Origin of the sequence: Hyphomicrobium sp., from assembly GCF_019753045.1 — a bacterium.
Taxonomy (GTDB): domain Bacteria; phylum Pseudomonadota; class Alphaproteobacteria; order Rhizobiales; family Hyphomicrobiaceae; genus Hyphomicrobium_B.
Genome location: NZ_JAIELN010000006.1, coordinates 1 through 19,215 on the forward strand (window position 1 = coordinate 1; position 19,215 = coordinate 19,215).

Annotated in this window: 20 protein-coding genes and 1 pseudogene; 7 read left to right on the top strand and 14 right to left on the bottom strand. The window is 60.3% G+C overall.

The genetic code is table 11. The features are described from left to right. Together K2Q04_RS06755 and K2Q04_RS06760 are read right to left on the bottom strand one after the other, a co-directional pair. Positions 1–1,212 (bottom strand): annotated as a pseudogene (locus tag K2Q04_RS06755) (AAA family ATPase); the annotation flags it as partial. Positions 1,213–1,229: 17 nt separating this feature from the next. After that, positions 1,230–2,402, bottom strand: a complete 1,173-nt coding sequence (locus K2Q04_RS06760; protein WP_291161020.1) for a hypothetical protein — start codon at positions 2,400–2,402, stop codon at positions 1,230–1,232. Between the two features lie 318 nt (positions 2,403–2,720). On the opposite strand from K2Q04_RS06760, the gene K2Q04_RS06765 reads away from it, so the two are divergent. Further along, positions 2,721–3,434: a CAP domain-containing protein gene (locus K2Q04_RS06765; protein ID WP_291161023.1), complete on the top strand. Its 714-nt coding sequence runs from the start codon at positions 2,721–2,723 to the stop codon at positions 3,432–3,434. Between the two features lie 104 nt (positions 3,435–3,538). On the opposite strand, the gene K2Q04_RS06770 is transcribed toward K2Q04_RS06765, so the two are convergent. Together K2Q04_RS06770 and K2Q04_RS06775 are read right to left on the bottom strand one after the other, a co-directional pair. Then, positions 3,539–4,993 carry a lipopolysaccharide biosynthesis protein gene (locus K2Q04_RS06770; RefSeq protein ID WP_291161025.1) on the bottom strand — a complete coding sequence of 485 codons (1,455 nt, stop codon included), beginning with the start codon at positions 4,991–4,993 and terminating at the stop codon, positions 3,539–3,541. 20 nt (positions 4,994–5,013) lie between these two features. Next, the gene (locus tag K2Q04_RS06775; RefSeq protein ID WP_291161028.1) at positions 5,014–5,250 is read right to left on the bottom strand and encodes a hypothetical protein; all 237 of its coding nucleotides are present in this window, start codon (positions 5,248–5,250) and stop codon (positions 5,014–5,016) included. A gap of 173 nt (positions 5,251–5,423) precedes the next feature. Here K2Q04_RS06775 and K2Q04_RS06780 point away from each other — a divergent pair, with 173 nt between their 5' ends. Further along, positions 5,424–5,762, top strand: a complete 339-nt coding sequence (locus K2Q04_RS06780; RefSeq protein ID WP_291161030.1) for a hypothetical protein — start codon at positions 5,424–5,426, stop codon at positions 5,760–5,762. A 19-nt stretch (positions 5,763–5,781) separates the two neighbouring features. Here the strand turns inward: K2Q04_RS06780 and K2Q04_RS06785 are convergent, their stop codons facing one another. Then, the gene (locus tag K2Q04_RS06785) at positions 5,782–6,879 is read right to left on the bottom strand and encodes a D-alanyl-D-alanine carboxypeptidase family protein (RefSeq protein ID WP_291161033.1); all 1,098 of its coding nucleotides are present in this window, start codon (positions 6,877–6,879) and stop codon (positions 5,782–5,784) included. 340 nt (positions 6,880–7,219) lie between these two features. Here K2Q04_RS06785 and K2Q04_RS06790 point away from each other — a divergent pair, with 340 nt between their 5' ends. Then, positions 7,220–9,226 carry an MDR family MFS transporter gene (locus K2Q04_RS06790; protein WP_291161036.1) on the top strand — a complete coding sequence of 669 codons (2,007 nt, stop codon included), beginning with the start codon at positions 7,220–7,222 and terminating at the stop codon, positions 9,224–9,226. Here K2Q04_RS06790 and K2Q04_RS06795 read toward each other — a convergent pair. The 4 genes from K2Q04_RS06795 to K2Q04_RS06810 all read right to left on the bottom strand — a co-directional run bounded on the left by K2Q04_RS06795 (position 9,201) and on the right by K2Q04_RS06810 (position 11,958). Then, entirely contained in the window at positions 9,201–10,073 is an 873-nt protein-coding gene (locus K2Q04_RS06795) for an aldo/keto reductase (protein WP_291161038.1), read from the bottom strand. The two genes, K2Q04_RS06790 and K2Q04_RS06795, sit on opposite strands and share 26 nt — an antisense overlap. An 81-nt stretch (positions 10,074–10,154) precedes the next feature. Then, the gene (locus tag K2Q04_RS06800; protein WP_291161041.1) at positions 10,155–10,457 is read right to left on the bottom strand and encodes a hypothetical protein; all 303 of its coding nucleotides are present in this window, start codon (positions 10,455–10,457) and stop codon (positions 10,155–10,157) included. A gap of 133 nt (positions 10,458–10,590) precedes the next feature. Continuing rightward, a complete protein-coding gene (locus K2Q04_RS06805; protein WP_291161044.1) occupies positions 10,591–10,947 on the bottom strand; it encodes a lysozyme inhibitor LprI family protein in 357 nt (118 codons plus the stop codon). A gap of 24 nt (positions 10,948–10,971) precedes the next feature. Beyond that, a complete protein-coding gene (locus K2Q04_RS06810) occupies positions 10,972–11,958 on the bottom strand; it encodes a hypothetical protein (protein WP_291161047.1) in 987 nt (328 codons plus the stop codon). A gap of 469 nt (positions 11,959–12,427) precedes the next feature. Here K2Q04_RS06810 and fabF point away from each other — a divergent pair, with 469 nt between their 5' ends. Further along, positions 12,428–13,708 carry a beta-ketoacyl-ACP synthase II gene (gene fabF / locus K2Q04_RS06815; RefSeq protein WP_291161050.1) on the top strand — a complete coding sequence of 427 codons (1,281 nt, stop codon included), beginning with the start codon at positions 12,428–12,430 and terminating at the stop codon, positions 13,706–13,708. Between the two features lie 22 nt (positions 13,709–13,730). Here fabF and K2Q04_RS06820 read toward each other — a convergent pair whose 3' ends face one another. Further along, on the bottom strand, positions 13,731–14,576 hold the full coding sequence (locus K2Q04_RS06820; RefSeq protein WP_291161053.1) for a lytic murein transglycosylase: 846 nt from the start codon (positions 14,574–14,576) through the stop codon (positions 13,731–13,733). A gap of 248 nt (positions 14,577–14,824) precedes the next feature. Here K2Q04_RS06820 and K2Q04_RS06825 point away from each other — a divergent pair, with 248 nt between their 5' ends. Next, positions 14,825–15,154 carry a hypothetical protein gene (locus K2Q04_RS06825; RefSeq protein WP_291161056.1) on the top strand — a complete coding sequence of 110 codons (330 nt, stop codon included), beginning with the start codon at positions 14,825–14,827 and terminating at the stop codon, positions 15,152–15,154. Positions 15,155–15,248: 94 nt separating this feature from the next. On the opposite strand, the gene K2Q04_RS06830 is transcribed toward K2Q04_RS06825, so the two are convergent. Continuing rightward, positions 15,249–15,548, bottom strand: a complete 300-nt coding sequence (locus tag K2Q04_RS06830) for a hypothetical protein (RefSeq protein WP_291161058.1) — start codon at positions 15,546–15,548, stop codon at positions 15,249–15,251. Positions 15,549–16,003: 455 nt separating this feature from the next. On the opposite strand from K2Q04_RS06830, the gene K2Q04_RS06835 reads away from it, so the two are divergent. Further along, positions 16,004–16,156: a hypothetical protein gene (locus tag K2Q04_RS06835; RefSeq protein WP_291161061.1), complete on the top strand. Its 153-nt coding sequence runs from the start codon at positions 16,004–16,006 to the stop codon at positions 16,154–16,156. Here the strand turns inward: K2Q04_RS06835 and K2Q04_RS06840 are convergent. From K2Q04_RS06840 to K2Q04_RS06850, 3 genes are read right to left on the bottom strand one after another with little or no spacing between them, the layout of a single operon-like run. Continuing rightward, positions 16,153–16,344: a hypothetical protein gene (locus K2Q04_RS06840; RefSeq protein WP_291161063.1), complete on the bottom strand. Its 192-nt coding sequence runs from the start codon at positions 16,342–16,344 to the stop codon at positions 16,153–16,155. The genes K2Q04_RS06835 and K2Q04_RS06840 overlap by 4 nt on opposite strands. 19 nt (positions 16,345–16,363) lie before the next feature. Beyond that, the gene (locus tag K2Q04_RS06845; RefSeq protein ID WP_291161757.1) at positions 16,364–17,611 is read right to left on the bottom strand and encodes a cytochrome P450; all 1,248 of its coding nucleotides are present in this window, start codon (positions 17,609–17,611) and stop codon (positions 16,364–16,366) included. Next, positions 17,562–18,314 carry an acyl-homoserine-lactone synthase gene (locus K2Q04_RS06850; RefSeq protein WP_291161066.1) on the bottom strand — a complete coding sequence of 251 codons (753 nt, stop codon included), beginning with the start codon at positions 18,312–18,314 and terminating at the stop codon, positions 17,562–17,564. Before K2Q04_RS06850 ends, K2Q04_RS06845 begins: the two co-directional genes overlap by 50 nt. Positions 18,315–18,438: 124 nt before the next feature. Between K2Q04_RS06850 and K2Q04_RS06855 the strand changes: the two genes are divergently transcribed. Beyond that, positions 18,439–19,212, top strand: a complete 774-nt coding sequence (locus tag K2Q04_RS06855) for an autoinducer binding domain-containing protein (RefSeq protein ID WP_291161069.1) — start codon at positions 18,439–18,441, stop codon at positions 19,210–19,212. Positions 19,213–19,215 lie beyond the last annotated feature (3 nt).

Consider the following 19,215-nt stretch of genomic DNA (forward strand, 5'->3'; position numbering starts at 1 on the left):
TTCGGTCGACGTCGCCTCGCGCAGGCGTGACTGAGCATGTTCCAACAGTCGGCGCGTGGAGAGACCACCGAATTCTTCGAAGAACTGGGGTCCGAAAAATTGCGAGGCGTCGGGGAAGCTCAGGCCGCCGCCATTGATTTCCGAATGATGCGCCAGCCGCTTCGAGATGATGAGGCGCGCTTCCTCCGGCGTGCGGCTTTCGCGCAAGAGAACGGGGCCCGATTTCTCGATGCGATCGATATACGACTGCGCGACGAGACTGCGCACCTGACCGTAGAAGTCTTCGAGGCACGAGATAATGATGATGGCGTTGGTCAGCCGGTTGGCGATCTGAATGAGATCGCGGACGGCGCGCTGGAAGCGGTCCTCGGCATTGTCGAAGAAGCGCAGGTCTTCGACCTGATCGATGCAGAAGACCAGCGCAGCGCGATCGACGGTCCAGATGAGCGCGCCGAGTGCGGCGATGATTTCGAAAGCGCGATCCTCGCCGTCATTGGGATCGAGCGCGCTGACAGCCTCGTGCGCGATCGCCGTCAACTGGCGGCCGTTGAGATACTGCCTGACGCGCTGATCAATGCGTGGATCGCGGCGCTGCAGGTAAAGCAGCGCGCGCACGATGTTGATGTCGAGCTCGCGCGTCTGGAACTTGTCGCAGGCGACGATCTGATCGGCGAGCCGGAGAATGAAATGCGCGAGCTGCTTGTCGTCGAGCGTCGCGTCGCGAAGCTTCTCGAGATCTTGCGATGAGATGACCTCAGAATCGAGCACCATCCGGTTCGTCAGACGCGACAGCGCGGACTCGCCGAAGCGATCCGGGTCGTATGGCTTTTCGAGCGAGTGCACGAGACGGCGCAGATAGAAGTCGGCGTAGTTCTGCACATCCGGCGTCATCTGCGCGTAGCCGAAATAGCTCTGGCCGCTGCGATGGCTATCAGTGCGCAAAGCCCGCAACAGATGGGTTTTTCCAGCGCCCGACTGGCCGTGGAACAGCAGGATGCGATCCTGCACGTGATAGCCGCGCCCGGATGTGACCGTCGTGAGGAGATCGTTGAATTTCTGGCGTGCCTTGGCGTGGATTTCCGGCACGTCGACGGGGTCGGCGCGCCAGAGATCATCTTCCCAGGTAATGGAATGCTCGAACGCTTCGCTCAGCTTGTCAGGCGCGAGCGAAGGAGCAAACGTCGGCTTGAGGGAAGCGCCTTCAACACCCATTGCGTACCGGAATGCCTTCAATCTTGAACGCGCACAAAGTGCCAGACAGTGTTCTTGTAGAGGATCTTCGAGTCCTCGAGCGATTTGAGGTCGCGACCGTCTTTGAGATCAGCGGTCGCGAGTTCGAGCTGGCCTGAACGATGGGCTTCCGCGAGCATTCCCTTGAATGCAATCTCGGATAGTCCCCAGTCCGGACGCGCGTTGCGAATCGCCTTCCATACCAAAGAGATAAACGCCTTCCGGTTGCCTGGCCAGCCCTCCGCCACCGGTCGTGCCGCATCGACAACAGCGCGACAGAATTCGGGCATGTCGGGAGGAGACGCAACTCGATAAGGCGCTGGCTGGCTCTCTTCAAGAGGAGCGCGGTCGTTTGCGGGCTTCGGGGTGGGCGCACGCGTCGCACGCCGCGGCGGCTCGGCGCGCGGATGGCTGGGCTGCGCACGGGCCCCCTCGTCATTGGGCACCATGAGCGCCCGCAGCAGCGCAAGTTCGAGCGCGACCAACGACGGCTCGCGGCAACCGGCGATTTCGCATGCAAGCTGGATGATCAGCTTGCCGTCGCTCGCGATCTCGCGCGGCTGCTTGAATAGTTGACCGGCGAGGAGCCTGCCCGGTTTGGCCGGCAGGCCCGCGCCCTTGCCGAGGCCGGTCTTTATTTTATTGCCGAAGGCGCGTTCGAGGGCGACGATTGCGAGTTCGGCCCTGAGATCGGCTGGCGAGTGGACCCGCGCCGTCGATTTTCTGAAGTGATGCTGCAACACGAGTGCGGCGAGGCCTTCCGCCCGCTGGATCGCTTTTCTGACTGATGGTGTGTCGCTGGCTCGGAGCGCGGCGAGGATGAGGCTGGTTTTGACGTCGGCCCAGGTTTCGGGAAAGCCGCGCGCCGGGGACAGTATGACCTCAGCCGCCTTCATACCCTTGGCGCCTGCCGTCAGGCGCCCTTTCGCTTCGGTTGTCAGCTGTAAACCGGCGAGCGTGCTCAGCGCCAGCTCGGCGGCCTGACGAAACTCGGTGCCCGAGATCCGCGGGGCCAGCAAGGGCGCGACGTCGCGTTGAAGATCGGCGCGCGTCGCTCCGCCCACGGCGATGCGAAGCAGCAAAAGGTCGCGAACACCGAGATGGTTCGAAAATCCGGCCGCGGCTGTCCGCTCGGATTTTTCCATGGCTGATTGTTCGATGGCTGCACTCATCGAAAAGTCCCCCCGCGCGAATCAGATGCGCTGTCGCGACAACTTCGATGATTGATCCTTCACTTCCAAGGGCCGCCCGCATTTGACCCACAACGGTTCTATGTCCTCGAAATGCTCGACGGCGGCCGTCGCGTCAGGCTTTCGCCGTGCCTCGGTCAAAATCGCGACACCTTATTGAGGCGATTATGGCCCTGGGGCAGGGGTTCGAGTTCGCGAGGGGTCCGGCGTAATGAGTGGCTCTGAAAGTTCGCAGTGGCGCGAGGTCACGAGCGATTCGCATCTCGTTAGCGTTAACGGGCAGTTAACGGATTTCCGGCAATGCTGACCACAGCCGCACGTTTCGTGCCGGGAGTAGCCAAAATGTATCGCGTCGCGCTCACCGCCGGGCTTGTTTCCGCATTAGCGGGTTGCAGCCTTGGCTCCACATCCATCTCTTCGGGCTTTACCGATCCCGGCACCACCGCGTCGATCACGTCGTCGCCGTCCGCTTCGTATGCTCCGACGGTCAAAAGTGTCGGTCTCGGCGGCGAACCTTCAGTGCCGCGTGACGTGAAGGTCGCCGCGCTCGACAAAGCACCCACGGGCACGTTCGAGAAAGCACCTCCTGGCGTGCTTTCCGATCGCGACTATTCCCGCACCGCTCTCAACGCGGAGATGGCGCGCGATCTCATCAATGCCTATCGCAAGAAGAACGGCCTGAAGCCGCTGAAGCTCAATCCGGAGCTGACCGAAGCCGCCAAGTCCCATTCCCGCGATCTCGCGAAGTGGGACCGCATCTCTCATTACGGTTCGGACGGCTCAAATCCGTGGGACCGCGTGAAGCGCGCGGGCTATCGGGCACGCCTCACGGCTGAGAACGTCGGCACGGGCCAGGTCAATTTCAACGAAGTGTTGAAGGGTTGGGAAGAGAGCCCCGGCCACAACAAGAACCTTTTGACGCCCGATGCGCAGCACATGGGCATCGCGCTGGTTCAAGATCCAAAAACCGAATTCAAATCGTTCTGGACGCTGGTCATCGGCTCGCCGATGTAGTTTTGATTGGCGCTGGCGACTCTTTTTGGATGGCGCTTGCGACTCCGCTTCGCGGAGCCGGCCGCAAGCGCGGGCCTTGATATGGCCGCCAGCGCGGAAGACGATCAGAACTTCGGCAGGTTGTTCCAGATCGGCATTTGGATACCGAGGCGCCGCCAGACGACGAGCGCGTTCAGAGATGCCGCCGTCATCAGCGAAAGTGCAGTTGCTGCCGCTGCGCCAATCATGCCGTACGTCGGCACCAACGCCATATTGAGCGCGATGTTGAGCAGCGCTGCCGAGAAGAGCACGGTCGCGCAGAGTTTCTGCTCGCCCAGCATATTCAGAAGAAATTCAGCCGGACCCATTGCCGACCGGAACAGGAAGCCGACGACGAGAACGAACATTACCGGGTAACCGGCGTCGAAGTTCGGACCGAAGAGCGAAAGAAGCGGCATTCCCAATGCGAGGATGATCACCGCTCCGGCGAGCGACGGCCAGAAGGTCCAGTTGACCGAATCTCTCACAAACGTTCGCAGGCCGTCGTGGTCTCCGCGCGCGTTGAATGCCGCGAACTTGTGAGCGACCGCGCTTCCGACCGCATAGTGGACGAACATGATGAGGGCCATCGTCTTACCGGCCGCAAAATAGATGCCGACGTCGGCCGGCGCCATGAAGCGAGAGACGACGAGGATGTCGGTATTCTGGAGAAGCAGCTCGGCCGTCAGAATAACCAGGAGCGGCGCGGAGATCGTCAGCCAGGACCGGAAATCGGTCTCACGCGGCGCCGCCGGGACTGTCGCGCGCACGCGTTTGTTTATCGACAGTGCCTGAAGCAATCCTGCCAGCCACGTCGCGACGATCGCGCCGCCAGCCGCTGTCGCGGCATTCATCGGCAGTCCGGCTTGATTGGCGACGAACATACTTGCGAGCAGAAGCAGTGGCCTCAGTATGTATGGCGGCACGAGTGCTGTGCTCATCCAGCCGTTGCCGCGTCCGATGCCGTCCTGCACGTCTGTCAAAGCGTAAAGCGGGATGCAGACGAGTGCGAGATAGATGGGCAATAGGAAGTTCGGTTCGATGCGGTCGCTGAAGAGCCAGACTCCAAGAACGCCGAGGAGCATGACGATGGTGCCGCCTGCGAGCGCCAGCATGCGCACGCCCCAGATCAGGCCGCGGAGATGCGCAAAGTCGCCCGTTTCGCGGTACGAGGGTGCAAGGCGGATCGAGGCGTAATTCAATCCCAGGTGGGACATCGCTCCAAGGATCAGGACCCAGGTCCAGACCGCGACGTAGATTCCGTATTGCGCGCCGCCCATCCAGCGGGCGAGCACGATTTGCGTGAGATAGAGAAGGCCGGCGCTCAGAACGCGGACGGCAAAGGCCAGGATCGCGTCGCGCTGGGTGCGCTCGCGCTCGTCCTTAGAAGCGATGAGGTTGACGGCGAGTTTCGGGAGGCCGGCGATGATGTCTCGCGCTATTGCGAAAACCCTGCGAGGTTGTTCGACGCGCGTTGGCGCGGTTTCCTCGTTCGCGACGCCCCCGGCCGGGCAGAACTTCTCGGCTGTCGCGCTCTTCACGTGCAGTAAATTCCCGTCGTTCAGATGCCCTCGAGGCGATCCCGTTCGCGACTACGAACGAGTTCAGCGATCCCCGTCCATGCCCAAGCCCGTCCCGCGTCCCCTCGCTGTCCATGATAGAGGGCGAAGAATTCGGCGATCCCCGCAGCGAATGTTCCGTGTTTGCCCTCGAGAACTTCGGCCATGGCGCCGAGATCTTGTGGCGGTGGCGTAAAGTCCAGGTCGGTGTTCTGCGTCGGGCGCAACGGCAAGGCCATCGTAAGGTCCTACTCAAGGCTTAAATCCAGGTTGACGGATTTCGGAAAAGCAAGTTTGACGCCATATTGTGCTCAGTCGCAGCGCGCTTCTTCGGCCATGTGGTTAATCAGAGGTGAGGCGGCGCCACGAGGCGGCTCGCCTCTCAGCTGCGAAAAGCTAGGACGATTGCGAAATGACTTGGATTTTGAGGGCTTCGGCGTTCTTCGCGACGGTCTATTTTCCGCTGGTCGCGGCCGGACACGCAGCCGATCGTGGAGCCAATTATGACGCGTCCCTATTCCTGAGTTGTGCCGGAATGGAACTTGCCCAGAACGGGGAGCCGAAAGAGGACACGCCTGACGCAAATCCCGGTACACCGTCCGACGACGGATCTGACGGGGTGAAGCCATCAGCGCCCGGCGACAACGATAACGGAGAGGATGGGGCTGGTTCGGACCAGGCGTTGCCGCCCGACACGGCTCAACCGCCAGGCTGCATTTTTCGAAAAGGGCCGCTGGACCTGATCGTCTAGCCGCTGGCTTTGGCCCGGCTTATTCAGGGGAGGCTTGGGCGGCTTGCGGCTGGGCTGCGCCGGCCGATGAACTCGAAGGCGCGCCCTCGGCGTCGGGCCCCTTCAATGCCGAGCGAGCGTCGTCGTCGGCTTCGCCACTTTTTTTCGCGCGTTTGACCTTGGACGTTGCGACTTTGTTTTTCGACTTGTGTTTACCGGCCGACGTGTGCCGCTTGTGGCCACCACAGCCCCATGCCGCCACCGTATCGCGTACCGTGGTGATGCCTTTGGCGCTCGGGTCCATCGGCAGCGTATCGATGGTGGTCGTGTTGAAAAGCTGCTTCCAGTCGTAAGTCTGGAATCCGTACTCCAACAGGCTGGCGGCGCGGATCGCCCGTTCGTTGCCGGACGATTCACCGAGAACGACTGCCATGAGGCGCCGGCCATCGCGGGTGGCGCTGGCAACGACGTTATATCCAGAATCGCATGTGAAGCCGGTCTTCAGGCCGTCGGCGCCCGCGAACGTTCTGAGGAGGGCGTTGTGACTGCCGAGGCGCCGCTTGCCGATGCGCATGTCGGGCATTGCCCAGTAACTCGCATATTGCGGGTACTCGCTGACGACGGCGCGGGAGATTTTTGCGATGTCGCGTGCGCTCGTGAGCTGGCCCGGATCAGGCAGGCCGTTCGTATTGACAAAATTCGTATGCGTCATGCCAAGGCGCCGCGCCGTCGCGTTCATTCGGTCGATGAAGGCGCTTTCGCTTCCGGAAATGGCTTCGGCGAGCATGACCGTCACGTCATTGGCGGATTTGATGATAACCGCTTGCAGGGCTTGCTCGACCGACAGCGTGGCGCCGACGTTCAATCCGACCTTGCTGGGCGGTTGCAACGTCGCGACCAGCGAGCAGGGGATCTTATCGTCGAGACGGACTTTGCCCTCTTTGATTGCTTCGAAGGCGACGTATGCCGTCATCAGCTTCGTCAGCGAGGCCGGGTGCCAGATGTCGTCGATGTCCTCAGCATAGAGGACCTTGCCGGTTGCGGGCTCGAACAGCAGCGTCGGGTTCGCCGAAGCCGGAAGGCTTGCCGTCAGCCATATCAACAATGTTGCAACTATGCCGGCTGCGTGTGACCGCATGAACGTCCTCAGTATTCGCCAAAGCTCGGCTAGCATATTCGTGAAGATGGGCCAACCGAACCCGATTTTGCGCCGAGCTTATGATGGGTTGTGTTGCTCCTGCGGCGCTACCTGCGGATAAGCGCCCTATGAGCGGGGTTCAGAAATTCGCGATTTCCCAATACCGTGTCCAGGTCACCCGGAGACACTACCGCGTTGCTCTCGTTGGGTTCCCTGGATTGATGCGCTGCAGAGCAATTGTGGCATTGCCAGGCGCAATGCCGGTTGACATCTCCGGTTTAAATCGTGCCCAGTCAAAAATATATACGCCACATAATCACGGGTCCGGCGTTTCCGCATCATGCAGTACACCCGTTCCGAAGCCCTGCCTCTGCCCGAGACCAGCACGCGCGACCGGATGACGATTTTTTTCGCGCTCTCCCTCGTGCTGCTGCTCGCTTCGCTCGATCAGACGATCGTCGCAACAGCACTTCCGACCATCGTGCGCGAGATCGGCGGCTTATCCCATCTCACCTGGATCGTGACGGCCTATTTGCTGGCTACCACCGTCGTCGTTCCGGTTTACGGCAAGCTTGGCGACCTTTTCGGACGCCGCTTGGTGTTGCAAGCGGCGGTGATCATTTTTCTCGTCGGGTCGGCACTTTGCGGGATCGCGCAAAATCTGCCGGAACTCATCGCCTTCCGCATCGTGCAGGGTCTCGGCGGCGGCGGCTTGATCGTTACTTCGGTCGCGGTGGTGGGCGACATCGTACCGCCGCGCGAAAGGGGAAAATACCAGGGGTTCGTCGGCGGGATATTCGGATTGTCCACGGTGCTTGGACCACTGATCGGCGGTTACATCGTCGACCATTCTTCGTGGCGCTGGATCTTTCTGATCAACTTGCCGTTCGGCATCCTTGCTCTCTTCGTCATCAATAGAACGTTCCGCCCGCACCTCCAGAAGTCCAACATTTATATCGACTACGCGGGCGCCGTGCTGCTCGGGACGGCGCTCTCCATGCTCGTGCTCATCACGAGTTTCGGGGCGGTTCTCGTCAAAGAAGCGCCGGTCAGCCTGTTCGCGTTCTCGCTGCTTGGCGTCGCGTCACTTGCCTCGTTCATTTATGTCGAGACGAAAGCCATCGATCCGTTGCTGCCGTTATCGCTTTTCAAAAACCGGACATTCGTCATTGCGGCCTCCATTGGCCTCATTGTCGGGCTCGCTCTGTTCGGATCGATCACGCTCCTGCCGCTTTATTTCCAGATCGTCAAAGGCCTCGATCCGACGAGCGCCGGCTGGCATCTCACGCCCATGATGCTCGGCGTTTTTACCAGCTCAATCGTGAGCGGTCAGATCATCGCGCGGATCGGGCGCTACAAGATATTTCCGGTCATGGGCACCGGCATCATGACGATCGCGCTCATGCTTCTGTCGCGCATCACGATTGAAACCACGCCATTCACGACTTCGGTTTACATGCTCATGCTCGGGCTCGGCCTCGGCATGGTCATGCAGATCCTGGTCATGGCGGTGCAGAATGCCGTGGATTTCGAACAGCTCGGCGTCGCGACTTCAGGGGTTACGCTCTTCCGGTCGATCGGCGGTTGCGTCGGCGTTGCAATGTTCGGGGCGATCTTTGCCTTCGTGCTGCAGCGGGAAATCATGGCATCGGCGCCGGAACTCTCGGCGACGCTGACCAATCCCGATGCCGTGGTGGCGCTTTCGGGAGACATGAAGTCCGCCTACGACAATTTCTTCATCGCGGCGTTGCATCCCGTGTTCCGCACCGCGACGCTATTGGCGCTCGTCGCGTTTCTGCTGTCATTCGCTATCCAGGAAGTGCCGCTCCGAAGCAGTATCACGAGGGAGCCGTCATCTGATCCGCTGCTCATGCCGCGCGACGCGACCTCGCTCGATGAACTCGAGCGGATTGTGGAGCGCATCACGGCACGGGAAAATCGCTGGCGCGTCTATCAGGCGGCGGCGTCGCGTCTTGGCATCGAACTTCAGCCGGATGAGTTGTGGCTTCTGGCGCGCTTGGGCGAACGGGGCGGCCAAGCGGAGAAGGACGACATTCGCAAGCTCCTCGGTCCCAAGGAAACGCGGCCGCCGCGTCCGTTCGGCCGGCTCGAAGCCGCCGGTATGGCCCGCGAGGCGGGAAGCATCATCGAACTAACAGACAAAGGCCGATCGATTTACGAGCGTCTTCTTCGTCAACGCGAAGCCGACCTGGCGCACATGCTGCATGACTGGGACCGCAACGAGCATCCGGAAGTCGTCGCGATGATGAAAAGGATGGCGAACTCTTTTGCGAGTTCGCCACCGGTACCGCCCGCGTTTGCTATTTCTTCTTCGACAGCTCACTGAGTTCTGCAAATTCGGCGTCGCTCAGCTTGATGTTTGCTCCGGCGACGTTCTCTTCGAGATGTTTCACCTTCGACGTGCCGGGGATGGGCAGCATGACAGGGCTGCGCTTCAGCAGCCATGCGAGCGCGATCTGGCTCGGAACGGCGTTGTGCTTTTTCGCGATCGACTCGAGACGCGAGCCCGGCTTCGCGAGATCGCCAGCGGCAAGCGGAAACCACGGGATGAAGCCGATATTCTGCTTCTCGCAGAAGTTCAGAACGTCCTCACTGCTGCGATTGCCCAGGTTATAAAGATTCTGAACGGTCGCGACCTTGAAGAATTTCTGAGCCGCTTCGATTTCGCTTACCTTGACCTCACTCAGGCCGACGTGGCGGATGAGACCTTCCGCCTGCATCGATTTGATGGCGTCGAACTGCTCGTTCTGCGGAACTTTCGGATCGATGCGATGCAGTTGCCAGAGGTCGAGGCGCTCGACACCCAATCTGCGGATGCTCATCTTCACTTCTTGAAGCAGGTATTCGGGCCGGCCGAGAGGAATCCAGACATCGGGGCCGGTTCGTGCAAGGCCCGCCTTCGTCGCAATGATCAAGCCTTTGTAGGGATGAAGCGCTTCGCGGATGAGCAACTCGCTGACTTCGGGTCCGTAGCTGTCGGCAGTGTCGATGAAATTGATGTCGAGTTCGGGGAGCCTGCGAAGCGTGCGGAGTGATTCCTGCTTGTCTTCCGGTTCACCCCAAATTCCTTTGCCGGTGATGCGCATCGCGCCGAAGCCGAGCCGGTTCACCGTCATATCGCCGCCGATGGCGAAGGTGCCGGAATGATTTTTTGTTACGGTCGCTGTGGACATGGCTGTGTGCCTTTCTAGGGGGGTGGGGAGTTTGCCACGGGGCTTGGCGCCGCGGAAATCAGCGGTGCCAAAGCAATCGAACTAGCGTGTGTCGCGTGAATCCGGCAGAACCTCCTCGCATGCTGTTTGCACGCGAATGTCGCTGCCGATGTATCTGCAGATTTCTTCCTTACGGGCTGGATTGTTGCGGATGGCGGTGTCGGCGACCTTGTAGCCATATGTCCGCGCTACGGCGGCTAAGTAATTATCGCGGCAATATGGCGTTGATATCGGGCGGCCCTGAACAATCTGATAATCTTCGTTGCATTCTATGGCGCTTGCGGACGTGGCGGTGGCGGCTGCGAATGCCGTCGCTAAGAGGCAGATTCGTGCGGACTTCGTCATGCGCGATCTCCAATTTGCGCTGGGTGCATGCGGGCACGAAGCATGGGGCCGGGCTGGCAGGCCCGATTTTGCTGGCTGAACGCCAAATGCTGGGTCGCGTTCCCGGCCAATATGGGGTCGGTATATATGACGCTCAATACGGTCCGCGTGATGCGATGCCTGCCATGACATTTTCGAGTTTCTCGATCCGCCGAGCGTAACTCGTCTGCAGGCATGCGATATTTTTGCCGCAAGCGTCGCGGGACTGCAGCCACTTGCGCTGGTCGTCTTGGATGTCGCCGCGCTGTCCCATAGGGACGAGCGATGTCGTGATGGCAAAGAGCGTCGCCATCCGAGCTTCGCTTTGGCCGAGGTCGTATTCGCGGCAGATCGTTCGTTCAGCCGGCGATTTCGCTTTGCTGCAATCGAGCGGGGCATAGTCGCCGGCGTTGGCCGCCGCTGATGACGATGTGATGGCAATGGCCATCATTGCGGGCGCGATCCAACGCATATGATTTCTCCCGCAGCACGGCGTTTAGAACATCGAGGAGATAGACCGCTGCAGCGTATCGAAGCCTTTGCTGATGGACGTCTGCATGTCGTCATATTGGCTGGGCTTGCGTTTTGCGGTCTTGGCTTTCTTCGGCTTTGGCGGTGGGGCGACCGGGGCTTCGGCAGCGGGCGCCAATTCGGCCGATGACGGGTCGTTCGCCTGCGGAGGCGGCAGAACTTTATCGTCTTGGAAATGAATTGTGGAAGGTGCCGGCGCGGCGACAGCCTCATTGGTCGAGGCGGCCTGAATGGTCGTCACAGCAACCGCCGGAACGCGCGGTTCATCCGATGCGGGAATGGCTGCTACGGTTTCCTTCCGTAGCGTGAGCATTTCGGCGGGAGCCCAAGGATGATCGAGCATGGTGCGCTCGTCCGCCGATGACCGCTCGACGACTGCCGCAGGCAGCGGTGCCGCTGGAGGAGAGATTTCCTCGCGTACTTGCTGAAGCGATGCTGAGCGCGCCTCAGAACTCAGCGCGCCCGTCGATATCGCGCGGCCGCGAGCGCATACGGCGGTATCATTGGATTCGACCAAGGCGACGAGCGTATCGTCCGGGTTATCGACCGGCAGCAGCGCGTTGACCGTTTCAGCAAAGCCGCGCATCGCGTCCTTCGACGCGTCGCTCCAGATGCCGCTGATCGGACCATTGTAGCATTGAGCCCGCGCCAACGCCTTCTGCAACTGGCGCACGCGCGCACCGCGATCCGACGGAAGAACGGGCGCGGCGACGGGTTTGGTCAAGGCCGTCGATGCGATGTTGACGACATTAGCGGACGGGGACGGCGATGAGACGGGAACGGCTCTCACGAGCGGAGGCGTTGCGATAGCGTCGATGTGGGCGGGTGCGGAGACGCTGTCGGGTGTGGTGACAACGTAGAGTACGAGGCCCAGTGCCACCGTCACCGACAGGAGAAAGAAGCCTCCGGCCGTGCTGGAGAAACTCGCTGCTATTTTTCGAACGACGCTCACAGGCGATACTCTTCACAATACAAACGCTACAGACGCAAACCGACTGGCGACTTGAACCCCGACATACGGCCCGAAACGCTTTCGCCTTTCTGGCATGCGGTGGCATAAGCCGCAATCGAGCAAAACTCCGTGTGTGGCCAGCGCGTGTGACTTTTTAAGCCCCGCCGTTGAAGCCGCCTAGTGCGCCCGAGCCAGCTTCCACCAAAATCGGCGGGCAAAATCGGTTCGTTCGGAGCTGCGGGTGGCGAGCGGGTCACAGCAAGATTGCGAATACAAGATGGACGGGAAGAATTCCGCGATCCGTCTCAACGGCTTCCAATTTCTATGAAATTTCATGGCTGACGACGCCACTTGCCGGCGCAGGTTGTGATTTTAAATTATGGAGATAATTTATCTGGCTCGACTCGACGTCCTTGCGTTCTCGGCGTCGTGCGGAGCCGTCGTGATCAACATCTGAAAGGGAGCCACTGTGGCAGATCGTAAGACAGGTTCACGGATCGTGGTGACAGGCATGGGGCTCGTGTCGCCGCTTGGTGCGAACGTGGACGCGGCGTGGAAACGTCTCATCTCCGGCCAATCGGGAATACGGCGCCTCGATGAAGCGATCGTGCCGGATGTCGATTGCAAAGTCGGCGGGGTCGTTCCCGATATTTCGGAAGATCCGGAAGGATTCGACCTCGCGGCGGCGGTTCCCGCCAAAGACCGCAAGAAGATGGATCGCTTCATCCATTTTGCGATCGAGGCGTCGCGACAGGCCTTGACGCAAGCCGGATGGGCTCCGCAAGACGAGCGGTCGCGCGAACGGACAGGAACGGTCATCGCGTCGGGCATCGGTGGATTTCTTACGATTACGGACGCAGTGCGGACGGTCGACAATCGTGGCGCAAAGAAGCTTTCGCCGTTCACGGTCCCGTCGTTTCTCGTCAATCTTGCTGCTGGGAATGTCTCGATCCTCTATGGTCTCAAGGGGCCGATCGGCGCGCCGGTAACGGCGTGTGCGGCGAGCGTGCAAGCCATCGGCGACGGCATGCGATTGATCCGCAGCGGGGAGGCCGATGTCGTGGTCTGCGGTGGCGCAGAGGCGTGCATCAACAGAGTTGCGCTCGGAGCATTTGCAGCGGCGCGTGCGCTTTCGACAGGCTTTAACGACGCGCCGGAAAAAGCGTCGCGACCGTTCGACAGGGCGCGAGACGGCTTCGTGATGGGCGAAGGCGCGGGCATGCTCGTGCTCGAAAGCGAGGAGCATGCGCTCGGCCGCGGCGCTGTTCCGCTCGCCGAAGTCGTCGGGTACGGCACGAGCGCGGATGCTTTTCACCTCACCTCAGGCCCACCCGATGGGAACGGTGCATTGAGGGCCATGCGCGATGCACTTGCGATGGCGGGCCTTTCACCTGACGCCATCGGCTATCTCAATGCCCACGCGACTTCGACGCAGGTCGGCGATGCGGGTGAGCTTGCCGCTATGCGCACCATGTTTGGGCATGGACGCGGGCCTGCGATCTCATCGACCAAGTCAGCCACGGGGCATTTGCTCGGCGCTGCCGGTGGGCTCGCAGCTGTATTTTCCATTCTTGCTTTGCGAAACGGCGTGCTGCCGCCGACGCTCAATCTCGCCGATCCGGATCCGGAAGCCGAAGGCCTGGATCTCATCGGTCCCGAGGCGCGGAAAAGCGACGTCGACTATGTTCTTTCGAACGGGTTCGGCTTTGGCGGGGTCAACGCGTCAGTGATTTTCCGCCGTTGGTCCTAACCGTCGACTGTTGCGGCGGCCCTTAGCCGCCGCTCAGTTGGTCGGCCATCGCCGCGATCGTTCGGTCGTAGACGTCGGCCTTGTTCCATTGGGCGATGACGCCGTAGTTGTGCGAGCCAGGTTCCCAACTGCCGCCGCGTTGCCAGCCGTGGCCTGCGAGAAAGCTCGCCGTCGAAGCGAGGATGTCGGGTACGCTGTGGATCAAATCCTTCTTGCCGTCACCATCGAAATCGACGGCGAAGCGGATGTATGGGGTCGGTAGAAATTGTGTCTGGCCGATCTCGCCTGCCCAACCGCCGCGCAATTGTGCAGGCGTCAGGTCGCCTTCTCCGACGATCCGCAAGGCGTCGAGCAATTGGCCGGTGAAGAATTCGCTGCGGCGGCAATCGTAGGCCAGGGTCGCGAGCGAACGGATGATCGAATAGCGGGCGGTTGCGTCGGCGCCGTAATGCGTTTCGAGGCCCCAGATCGCGATGATCACCGCGCCGGGTACGCCAAAGCGCTGTTCGATGCGATCGAGCAGCGCGCGGTGACGCTGCATCAGCACTCGACCGCGATTGATCAATGCCTTGTCGACGCGCCGGGCATAGAACTGCTGAAAGCTCAGCTTGAATGATCGCTGCGAGCGGTCGAGGCGAACGACTGCCGGGTCATAGGTCACGTCGGAAAGAGTCGATAGGATCGTCCCGGATGCGATGCCTTGCGCTGCAGCCTGCAGTCTGAACCGCTGTAGCCAGTTTGCAAATCCTGCCGCGCCGCTGCCGCACTGAGCTGCCACCGCGTCGCCTGGTGCGCCGAGGAGCAACAGCCCCACGAGCCATATCGCGTTCAGCCTGATCCTGATCGGGGCAACGAAGGTGGACGGCATCGTTTCTGCTTTCGGATTCGCCGGGGGAAACATGAGGAAGGGCGGGCCAAGACGTCGAGTGCCGTCCTTACTGTCATATCTTCGCAAGGACGCCAAATGCGCATCTCATCACGCGGAAAATCTGGTGTTTTCAAGGATTGAGGAAAACTTGGGCCAATGGAGCTGCCCGGGAGCTGCTGTAACGCGGGGAACAGCTTCGGAGCGAGCTTCGAGGCAACGTGGCGTTTGCATCCGGAGGACTGAGCCCCATGATGATCCGAGCCGCAACAACTGATCCATTCTCGTTAAGCGACGCCGCTGCGATCATCGCCGGCCTGGTCGTCGTTGGAATTTTGGTATTTTGCATCTCGATTTGCGCGGAGGAGTCGCCGATTTCGGAATTTCTGCACCGTACGCAGGCGGAGGCCGATGCCTCCCGCTTCAACGAATTGCTCGGAGCTTTGGACGGGCCGCAGCGAACATCACATCCTCGTGCGGGAGTGGAGCACGGGGCGGCGCGTAAGGACGAAGCAATGAACGTGTCGCTCGGACGGCAATCGCGAACGCGAAACGAGATCAGGGTTTCAGATCGGGATTGAAGGCACGATCAGCGCAGATTCAGTGTGGGCATGAAACATGAGGGGGAGGAAGGGGCAGTCCCGCCGCCGCCCCGCCGTCGAACGATTGTCCGCCTTACATCTTGCAGATGGTCGCCTGTGCGTGACAGGTCGACATCACGCCGTCTTGTGTGCAGTGGTATTTGCGCGGGCCGAAGCTATAGCCTGGGGTGCCGCCGCCGGTCATCCAGACCATAAACACTCCCATGTCCGTCTGCTGAAGAAGAGATTCATCGGCCAGGAATTTTGCGTTGGTTTCGCCGAGGGGGGATGATCCCAGCGAAGCCTTTTTGAAGCATTCCTTGGCGTCGGCTGTGGCCGAAGCGAAGGTTGCGGCGGCGAGAAGCGCGAGCGTCAACCCGGAAATCTTGCGCATTGAATTCACTCCCAGTGATTGCGAGATCGCGCTCCAACCGTGCCACGCTCTCGCGAGCCCTGGGGATGATAAATGAGACGGATACCGCCGATTTCAGTGAAGTTGCGGCGTCTATACATCACATCGCGCAGGTTCTTCCCGCATTCTCCTCGGTCGGAATTGAGCACAAGTCGCTTTGCAAATTTGCGAGAATTTCTTCATCCGGCGGTTGGCGTCATGAGCCTCACGTGCGCCGAGATGGTGGGGCGCGTTCTATTGCGATCCGATGCCTTCGAGGTATTATTCGGGAGCGGTTCAACCGTCCCGGGTAAGGTCTCTTGATCGGGCGGAGCAATTCATAAGCAGGGGGCTACACGCTTATGCCTCGTTTGGGAGGAGGGTATCGCAGGGTCGATTCCCTCATCGGCCAACGTATCCGTCTTTTTCGACATGCGTCGGGGATTTCGGCCGAGTACATGGCCCGCGTTTCCGGAATGGATGTCGGTGACTATGCAAGCCGAGAGCTCGGCGAGGTCCGGTTCAAGACGACCGAGCTCCATGAAATTGCAAAAGCTCTGAAAGTCCGGCTGACGGACATTTTCGGGATCCTCGCCGACCCCGTCGATTAGTCGGCTGGCGGCAGACGGTCGATGAGATCGGCGAATTGCCGAAGCCGCATGGCGAGTTCTGCCGTGACATTGCTTTGCTGGCGGCGCTGGGAGGTATCCATTGCCTCGCGGATTGCGTCCACGATCCGGCACAGGTTCACAACCAATTCGTCGGGCTGGTCGTGTTCGAAGAAAAACGGGCGTTCCATTGATGTGACTTTTCTTATTTCAGGATGCTGCACGGACCGGCATTGGCACTAGCTCTAGCTCCCGCTCCCGCGGGAGAATGATGCTTCGTTCGCGCGGCTCGCGAACCTTGAGCGACAATTGGATATCCGGCGGGATGAGTGTGACCGACGGTGTCGGCAATGGCGCCGGCACGGCGCTTTTGATCGTGATCGAAAACGCTGCTGCCATTTCCAAGGCTAGCAGCTGCAATTCGAGGTTCGCCAATCCCATACCGATGCAAACGCGCGGACCGGCTCCGAACGGGAGGTAGGCTTTTCCCGTGAAGTTTCGCGTCAGGTCGAATTTGTCGGGATTGACCCAATAATGCTCGTCGCGGTGCAATTGCCAGGGGCAGAAGATCAACGCGTCGCCCGCCTTCAAAGGTATGTTCCGGACGGTGATGTCGGTTCTGACGTCGCGCGAGAACCAGTGAGCCGACGGGTAAAGCCGCAAAACTTCCCGCACGAACGCCAGACTCTTTGAGGCGCGCGGGAGAATTTCTGGCCGCAACTCGCCCGTGTCGTCGGAGGAGGCTTCGGCTTCGGCGGCCAGCTCTTCGGCGAGGCCGGGCACCGTGCCCAGATAATACATGATCCATGCCGCGGCCGAGCCTGTCGTGTGATGTCCGGCGAGCAGCATCGTCACGATTTCGTCGCGTATCTCGATGTCGGACAGCCCAAGCGCGATCAACGCGCCGACGGCGGTCGAAGATGCTGCGCGGGCGCGGACCCTCGCGACAACGGCATCAATCATTCTCCTCGCCAATTCCCGCTTGCGGCGGCGGGCGGCGGCCTTCCAAGGCGGAAGCGGCAAAACGCGAAACAGATCGTCCGCGAGATCGGATTCGACAAGGCGAACCGCCTCGACGATCGCTCGTTCGTCCCCGCGCGAAAGCACGTCCTTGCCGAACATGGCGATGCAAATCATGCGTAGCGCCAACGGTGCGGTCAGCTCGTGGGCGGAAACCTCCGATTCCCTCGAAGCGGAAACGGCGGCCTCGCGGATGGCGGCCGACATCTCAGGAACAAATCGCTGCGCGACGCCTTTCGCGAAAACCGAATGAAGAACCGCGCGGCGCTTGCGATTTTCTTCGCCGTTGAGCGTCAGCGTGCTCTGGCCGACGACCGGACGAAGCTTGCCGACGAACCGCCCCTTGTCGACGAGGATCTCGTCGGCCTTGAGCAGATGCCTGACGAGATCAGGATCGGTTACCAGCCATACTGGCTTTGGCCCAAGATGGAGCCTCACCAGCGGATCGATCGCCGATTCCGCTTGGGTCAGGAAGAACTTGAGCGGATCCCGATTGAACGACCTCAGGTCTGAGAACCAATGTTTCATCGACAATCTCAACTGTTTGGAGGAGGTCCATGAGCGCTTCGTAGGCTTCGCCGCCCTGCTCTTGGATTGGGATTTCGCCGGCGACTGCGGTGAGGCGCCGGCCTTTTCGATCGTTACCGATGTACTGGGGAGACCCGTAGCGGCGGGTCTTGATGCCGATTTGTCTGAGCAACCGTTCGTGACAGAGGTCGACGAGAGCGACCAAGGCTTTGGCGCCGCGCAGCCGCGCAAGGTGAAGCATCACCGCATAGGTCACGCCGGCGATATTCAGGTCCGGCGGATTGACGCCCAGACGGCTAATTTCCCACATATCCGGCTGTCTCGGATACGGGCGCTCGGTGGCGAGTTGCGGGAATACCGACAGGGCCAGATATTCGTGATCGCAGCGAATAGCCCGGAATCCGCTGATCAGCTTGCCGTCGGCATAGATGGCGCAATAGGTCGCGGTGGCGCCGTCGAATTGATCGATTTCAAGATTTCCGAATACCGGTAAGTCCCATTGCAGGGTGTCGACAAAGAGTTTCCTTCGAAACTCCTGAAATTCGGTCACGAGTGCCGAATTGCTCTGGACATTGCAAAGTTTCGCAACCAGTCTCGGTCTTTGGGTACTCATGGCCACTGCTGTGCGCAAAGTTTTCGACCTCATCGGCACTTGGTGTGCTGGTGTTTTCCGATAGGGAAGTTTTTCGCGAGATGGCTTGCTTGGGAAATCCCCTGAATGGGGGAGAGTCGGTAAAATGACGGTTGAAGAGGCGATATCCGCGGTCGAAGCTTCAAGCGACCTCGACGAACTCAGAGACACGCTGCAGAAAATTGCAGAGGACTATGGGTTTTCGTCATTCAATTTTCTTGATGTCGGGAATCCGCACCAGGATGTGCCGTTCTACATGGGCACGACGGGCGCCGCTTGGGAGAGCGACTACAAGTCGAACAAGTTTGTCCATGTCGATCATTGCGTGAAATTTGCGCGACGGACCAATACGCCATTTTCTTGGGATGAGGTGCCGCTGCCGAGTGTGCCGAGCGGGCCAAAGCCCGGCGCATACAAAATTATGGAAGCCGCGCGGGATCACGGATTCAATAACGGTGTCGTAGTTCCCTTTCACTACCGAGACCGCTTAGGCCGAATGAATTCGAGCCTCTGTTCCTTCTATTGGAAGGACACGATCAGCCGCTTCCGCTTCATGCTCATGCGCAAGAAGATCGATCTTCATGTGGTGCTGGTCTATTGGGTTCAGCGCGCTGTCGATTTGATTGCCGAAAAACACAGAGACGATCCCAATCGCTTGCTGGCGCCCGAGTCGGTGGCCAGCGTGCCGCTGAGCGATCGCGAACGCGACGCGCTTGCGTGGGCCGGCCGGGGGAAGACGGTCGGGGAAACAGCGGAAATCCTCGGTCTCAGTGAAGAGACGATCAAAAGTCATTTGCGGAACGCCATGCGCAAGCTTGGCGCATCGAATAAAACGCATGCTGCGGTCCGCGCTCTCTACCTCGGATTGATCGACTATTGAGCG